Annotated in this window: 4 protein-coding genes; 2 read left to right on the plus strand and 2 right to left on the minus strand. The window is 70.2% G+C overall.

The window, feature by feature from the left end; genetic code table 11:
• Positions 1-51: 51 nt before the first annotated feature.
• Together STRTUCAR8_RS41240 and STRTUCAR8_RS41245 are read right to left on the minus strand one after the other, a co-directional pair.
• Positions 52-1416 carry an ABC1 kinase family protein gene (locus tag STRTUCAR8_RS41240; RefSeq protein WP_006382350.1) on the minus strand — a complete coding sequence of 455 codons (1365 nt, stop codon included), beginning with the start codon at positions 1414-1416 and terminating at the stop codon, positions 52-54.
• Positions 1409-2614 carry a TOMM precursor leader peptide-binding protein gene (locus tag STRTUCAR8_RS41245; protein WP_044473773.1) on the minus strand — a complete coding sequence of 402 codons (1206 nt, stop codon included), beginning with the start codon at positions 2612-2614 and terminating at the stop codon, positions 1409-1411. Before STRTUCAR8_RS41245 ends, STRTUCAR8_RS41240 begins: the two co-directional genes overlap by 8 nt.
• Positions 2615-2960: 346 nt before the next feature.
• Between STRTUCAR8_RS41245 and STRTUCAR8_RS41250 the strand changes: the two genes are divergently transcribed.
• Positions 2961-3563, plus strand: a complete 603-nt coding sequence (locus tag STRTUCAR8_RS41250) for a M48 metallopeptidase family protein (protein WP_006382352.1) — start codon at positions 2961-2963, stop codon at positions 3561-3563.
• Between the two features lie 132 nt (positions 3564-3695).
• A partial coding sequence (locus tag STRTUCAR8_RS41255; RefSeq protein ID WP_006382351.1) for a TerD family protein occupies positions 3696-4323 on the plus strand: 628 nt, incomplete at its 3' end.

Genomic DNA, 4323 nt, shown 5'->3' on the forward strand with positions numbered 1-4323 from the left:
CCCGCAGTGCGTTGCGCCCGCCCGCCGGTCACGGCTCGGTGTGACGCCGGGTCACGCCTCGGCAGCTGTGGACTCCTCCTCGGGCTCCTGCAGGAACCCCGGCAGCCACTCCTCCAGTTCCGCGCGCATGCGGACCGTCGCTCCCAGCTGGCACAGGACGCCGATGGTGCTCAAGGTCACCCGGTGTATCAGGAGGTACGAGGGGGGCAGGTTCAGGCGCTTGCCCAGTTGATGCGCCGGAGAGCGTGGATCGGCTATACGGGCCGCCTGGCTGCGCATCCAGCCGCGGGTGAAGGTGAACTCGTCCGCCTCGGCCGGTTCGATGATCGGCAGAAGGTAGTCGAGTACCGCCTCGGGGTCCAGGTCGATCGAGTCCTTGACGAAGCCTTCCGCACAGAGAGCCTCGTAGACCGCCTCGGCCTCGCCGTCCAGAGTCAGCCGCAGTGAGCGGCCGATCGTCGAAGGCAGCCCGCCCGGGAGACGGTCGACCGTACCGAAGTCCAGCACGCCCAGGCGCCAGTCGTCCTTGCCGGCCGGACCGCCGGGCAGCAGGCGGAAGTTGCCGGGGTGGGGGTCGGCGTGCAGGAGGCCGGTGCGGGCAGGGCCCGAGAAGAGGAACCGGGCCAGCAACTGGCCCGCGCGGTCGCGTTGCTCCTGCGTTCCGGCGTTGATCACCTCCGACAGCGGTATGCCGTCGATCCACTCCGTCACCAGAATCTGCTCGCACTGGTGGACGACGGCCGGTACCACGACGTCCGGATCGTCCGTGAACTCCGCCGCGTGGGCCTGCTGGGCCTGAGCCTCCAGACCGTAGTCGAGCTCCTCCGAGACACGGTCCCGGAGTTCGGTGATGAGCGGCTTGATGTCCATGCCGGGGATGAGGGGCCCCAACAGGCGGGCGAAGCGGCTCAGCTGGGTCAGATCCGAGAGCAGTGCCTCGCCGGCGCCCGGATACTGCACCTTGACCGCGACCTCGCGTCCGTCGTGCCAGAGCCCCCGGTGCACCTGGCCGATCGAGGCGGCGGCGGACGGTTTGTCCTCGAACTCCAGGAACAGGTCCTGCCAGTCCGCGCCGAGCCGGGCCTCCAGCACCGAGTGCACCGTGCGGGTCGGCATCGGAGGGGCTGCTTCCTGGAGCTTCGTCAGCGCCGCGCGGTAGGGCCCCGCGACCTCCTCGGGCAGAGCCGACTCGAAGACGGACAGGGCCTGCCCGAACTTCATCGCACCGCCCTTGAGCTCGCCAAGCACCTTGAACAACTGCTCCGCCGTGCGCTGTTGCAGTTCGCGGCCGACGATGTCCGCCGACTCGCCGACGATCCGTTTGCCCAGTCCCCAGGTGGCCCGCCCGGCGATGCCGAGCGGGAGCGCGGCGAGCTTGGCGGTACGGGTGACCGCCTTCCGGGGAAGATCAGACATGAGCCCTCCAGGTTCCGGACAGCCGCGCCGTGTGTGCCTTACGGCGTAACTCCGTCGACGGCCGTTGCTCCGCCATTGTCTCGCGCGACTCCCCGTCCTCCGGAGTGTGTTCCTCCTTACTCTTCTCCTCCGCACCGCACGGGCATGCGGGATGTGCCCAGACCGGGCGGGCGTGCCAGTCGAGCCCGGGTACCGAGACCTCCCAGCGGGCACTCGCGGTGGACGGGGTCCTGCCGTCCAGGAAGGCGAGCGCATGGCTCGCGGTCAGACCCGCGACCGTCGTCGCCAGGGTCAGGTCACAGGCCCTGACCTGGCGTGGCCGTGCCGAACGCCACTGCGCCACCAGTCGAGGCCAGACGGGGTCCCGGTCGACGCGCCACCGTTCCAGACAGCCGGCGCAGGCCGTTTCGCCCGGCAGGACCAGAGGGCCCACGACTCCGGTTCCTTCCACGACACCCGCGTACAGATGAGGTGTGCCCGAGTTCACCAGTTCCTCGGCGGCGGCCGGGTCGGGGGCGTGTACGGCGAGATCGTCGCGTGGGGCGATGATCACCAGGGAGAGACCGGGGCCGCTGCCGTCCGGCGGCGACTGAGCCGCCGTACGCCGAGGTGGGCGGTCCGGGGCCGCCCGCCGGGCAGCGCGCCGCGCGGACTCGTCCCGGCGTTCGCCGATGGAATCGACGAGCAGGCCACCGGGTGCGACGTCCCACGGCTCGACCACGCCGCCGTCGCGCACATCGACGTGACCCACGCCCGCGCCCGCCAGCAGCGAGGCGATCACCGCGCCCACCCGGCCCGCGCCCCGGACCTGTACGCGCAGCGACCGGCGAGCGGCCAGCCGCGCCATCGCCTCGCCCGGCGCCCGTGCGACCAGAGAGAGGGAGGCCAGATCGGGGCCCAGCCGCTCCAGGACCTTCTTCTTCCCGCGCAGCGCCTCGACGGCCGGACCGCCGCCTGTCGCGTCGTCGAGGAGGCCGGCCTCGCTCAGCCGCTCCACCAGACCGTCGACATGGGCGGCCGGCAGGTCCATGCGATGCCCTTCCTCATGGAGGCGCGGGAGTCCGCGCGTGCCGTCGAGGAGGCTCAGGAAACTGCCCGTCGCCGTGTCCATCGGACCGAGTGTCATCGCATGGGCGGGAGTCATCCCGAACTGCACGGTGTTCAGATCCCGCCAGCCGCTGCGCAGCGCGCCCTTCATCACCGGGTGAGCGACACCCGCATGAGCGACACCCGGGTGGGCCTCACCCGAGTGGGTTGTCGTCGACGGAGCGACCGCTGTGTCCGAAGCGGGCGCGGGTGTGGTGGTTGATCGCATGGCAGGCCCCCGTAGCCAGAGAAAGTCCCCGTTGTAAGTCCTTGTTTGTCGGTGGATGTCAGTGCTCGTTCCGCCGACGAGTGTCAGCATGGCCGGTTTGCTCATCGAGCGTCGAAAGTTGTCCACAGGCGGTGGGTATTAGTCGCACAAATCAAACGCATGGTGGGGATCGCCGCCGAACCGTGCCGGAGTCAAGACTTCCTCCATGCACAGCGGGTAACGTCGTGCCGTGCCCGCCGACCCACTGCACCGCGCCAAAAACCCTCAGCGCAGCACGACGAGCCAGCCGCCGAGCGGCTCGGGGGCGAGCGCGATCGAGGTTCGCAGGAGTGACCGGCGACGCCGGACCGTCTCCGCCTACCGCGAGGGCGATCGCACCGTCGTGCTCATCCCCGCCCGGATGTCCGAGGCCGAGGAGCAGCGCTGGGTGACTGTCATGCTCGACAAACTCGCTGCCCAGGAGAGCAAGACGAAACGGGTGCCCGGCGACACCGAGCTGGCCGAGCACGCCGAGCGGCTGTCGGCCCAGTACTTCGGCGGCCGCGCGCGGCCCACCTCGGTGCGCTGGGTCACCAACCAGAACACCCGCTGGGGCTCGTGCACCCCGGCCGAGGGCAGCATCCGCCTCTCGCACCGGCTGCAGGGCATGCCCGAGTACGTCGTCGACTACGTCCTCCTCCATGAGCTGGCGCATCTGCTGGTACCCGGCCACGGGCCCCGTTTCTGGCGGCTCCTGGACGCGTATCCACGGACCGAACGGGCCCGTGGCTACCTCGAAGGAGTGGTCGCCGCCGACCGGCAGCCGCAGTCGCCCCCCGCGCGCGGGGACTGATCCCGGGCGGCAGACACCCGGCGGTCGCTCAGCGTTGTGTACCGGGTTTGTACCGGCTCTGACCACGGCCGGAATTAGCCGTTAGCCTGACCCGACGCATCAGGCATTCGGGATGGGGGACGGTCGTTACGCATGGCCAGGGAATTCCAACGCGGTCACAAGGCCAGAATCAGTGATCTCACAGCGGGCACGGACCTGTACGTAGGTGTACAGATCTCCGGGCCGGGGCTCACCTTCGACATCAGCTGCTTCGGCCTCGACGCCGACGAGCGGCTCTCGGACGACCGGTACTTCATCTTCTTCAACCAGCCGAAGTCCCCCGAGGAGTCCATCCAGCTCCTGGGCGCTCAGGCGGGCGACACGGAGTCCTTCCGCGTCACGCTCGACCGGATCCCGCCGCAGATCCAGAAGCTGTCGTTCACGGCCACCCTCGACGGCGCCGGGCAGATGTCGCAGATCGCCCCCGGATACATCCGTGTCGTCGCGGGCGGCGAGGAGGTGGCCCGCTACGCATTCAACGGTTCGGAGTTCTCCACCGAGCGAGCCGTGATGCTGGGCGACTTCTATCTGAAGGACGTGTGGCGGTTCGCCGCCGTCGGGCAGGGTTTCGACGGCGGCCTCGACGCGCTGCTGAAGAACTTCGGTGGGGAGGTCGCCGAGGAGGAGGAGCCCGCCGCGCAGCAGCCGCAGACCGGTGCCGCTCCCGGCTTCGCGCCGCCCGCGTTCGGCGCTCCGGCGCCCGCCGCTCCGCAGCCCGCCG

It is taken from the genome of Streptomyces turgidiscabies Car8, assembly GCF_000331005.1.
Lineage (GTDB): Bacteria > Actinomycetota > Actinomycetes > Streptomycetales > Streptomycetaceae > Streptomyces > Streptomyces turgidiscabies.